We start from the raw sequence: 2,322 nt of genomic DNA, 5'->3' as shown, positions 1-2,322 counted from the left end.
TCAGCCGGTGTTGCGGAGGCCCGCGGCGACGCCGTTGACGGTGAGCAGCAGGGCCCGTGACATCAGCGGATCGGGCGTTTCGCCGCGTTCGGCTGCGCGGCGCTGGCGGTCGAGGAGGGTGACCTGCAGGTAGGAGATGGGGTCGAGGTAGGCGTCGCGGATGTGGAACGTCTGGCGCAGTACCGGGCTGGCGGCCAGGAGCTCACTCTCGCCGGTGATGCGCAGGACTTCCTGGACGGTGAGGGCGTGCTCGGTCTTGATGACGTCGAAGACGTGCTTGAGGTCGTCGGGGACGAGGGTGTCGACGTAGTGCTGGGCGATGCGCAGGTCGGTCTTGGCGAGGGTCATCTCGACGTTGGACAGGAAGTTCTGGAAGAAGTGCCAGTGGGTGTGCATTTCGTCCAGGACCAGTTCCAGTCCTGCTTCCCGGGCGGCCTTCAGCCCGGAGCCGACGCCGAACCAGCCGGGGACGATCTGCCGTGACTGGGTCCAGCCGAACACCCACGGGATCGCCCGCAGCCCGTCCAGCCCCGCCCCCGAATCAGGGCGGCGCGAGGGCCGCGAGCCCAGATGCAGCTCCGCGAGCTGGTCGACGGGCGTGGAGGCGAAGAAGTAGGCGGGCAGGTCGGGGTCCTCGACCAGGTGGCGGTAGGCGGTGTGGGCGGCGTCGGAGACGGTGTCCATGGCCGCGTCCCAGCGGGCCAGGGCCTCGTCCGACTGGCGCGGGGAGGTGTGCAGGGCGGATGCCTGCAGGGTGGCCGCGACGGTCAGTTCCAGGTTCTCGCGGGCGAGGGCGGGGATGAGGTACTTGTCGGAGATGACCTCGCCCTGCTCGGTGACCTTGATCTCGCCCTCCAGGGTGCCCCAGGGCTGGGCGAGGATCGCGTCGTGGGTGGGGCCGCCGCCGCGGCCGACGGTGCCACCACGGCCGTGGAACAGGCGCAGGCGCACCCCGTAGCGGTGGGCGACGTCGCGCAGGCGGCGCTGGGCGCGGTGGATCTCCCACTGGCTGGTGGTGATGCCCCCGAACTTCGAGGAGTCGGAGTAGCCCAGCATCACTTCCTGCACGTCGCCGCGCAGGGCGACCAGACGCCGGTAGGAGGGGTCGGCGAGCATCTCGTCCAGCAGCCGGTCGGCTTCCTTCAGCTCGTCCGTGGTCTCCAGCAGCGGCACGATCCCGATCTTCGCCCAGCCCGCGTGCAGATCGACCAGACCCGCCTCCCGCGCCAGCACCGCCGCCGCGAACACATCATCCGCACCCTGACACATCGAAATGATGTACGACTCGACGATCTCCGGACCGAACGTCTCCAACGCCTGGCGAACGGTGTCGAAGACACCCAGCGTCTTCGCACCCGCCGCATCCAGCGGCGCCGGGCGCGGAGCCAGGGGCCGGCGCGAGCGCAGCTCCTTGGCGAGCAGCTTGCGCCGGTAGTCACGCGGCATGTCCGCATACCGCCAGGACTCCTCGCCCAGCCGGTCGAAGAGCTGCCCCAGCGCATGGTGGTGCGCGTCCGCGTGCTCACGCACGTCCATCGTCGCCAGGTGCAGACCGAACGCCGCCAGCGTCCGGATCGCCCGCTCCAGCCGGCCGTCCGCGATCAGACCACCCCGGTGCGCCCGCAGCGAGTCCTGGATCAGCTGGAGGTCGGCCAGCAGCTCGCCGGTGCCCCGGTAGTCCCGGCCCTCCTGGTGCGCGGTGCCCTTCGCCAGCCGCTCGCGCGTGTTCACCAGCTTCTGCCGGATGCACGTCGCCTTCAGGCGATACGGCTCCTCCGCGTTCAGCCGCTTGTAGCGCGGGCTGATCTCCGGCAGCAGCTCCAGGTCCCGCTGCAGGGAGGTCAGGAGCTCCTCGGTCGCCCCGCTGTTGCGGATGGAGTTGGACAGGGCGCCGCGCAGCACGTCGACGAGTTCGAGGGCGTCGGTGATGCCGTGCTCGTGCTGCAGTATCAGCACGTCCCAGGTGACCTGGGGGGTGACGTTGGGGTTGCCGTCGCGGTCGCCGCCGATCCAGGTGCCGAAGGTCAGCGGGCGGGTGGTGGCGGGCAGCGGGACGCCGACGCGGTCGAGCTCGGCGGCGAGGTCCTCCAGGACGTCGCCGACGGCGTTCGCGTGCAGCTCGTCGAGGTAGTAGATCGCGTTGCGGGCCTCGTCGGTCGGCTCCGGGCGGGCCACCCGCAGCTCGTCGGTCTGCCAGAGCAGGTCGATGTTCTCCGCCAGCCGGACGTCGGTGCGGCGCTTGTCGCCGCTGCCGGTGGCGATGGTGTCCAGGAGCTCGGCGATGCGGCGGAGCTTGTTGAGGACGCTGCGCCGGGCCGCCTC

Annotated in this window: 1 protein-coding gene; it reads right to left on the bottom strand. The window is 70.8% G+C overall.

The features are described from left to right. Positions 1-2,322, bottom strand: a 2,322-nt coding sequence (locus tag LE181_RS29220; protein WP_225664524.1) for a phosphoenolpyruvate carboxylase, incomplete at its 5' end; no start/stop codon positions are given.

Origin of the sequence: Streptomyces sichuanensis (genome assembly GCF_020328095.1) — a bacterium.
GTDB classification, from domain to species: domain Bacteria; phylum Actinomycetota; class Actinomycetes; order Streptomycetales; family Streptomycetaceae; genus Streptomyces; species Streptomyces cinnamoneus.
Note: the sequence above shows the minus strand (reverse complement) of the source record. Positions and strands in the feature narration are given on the sequence as shown.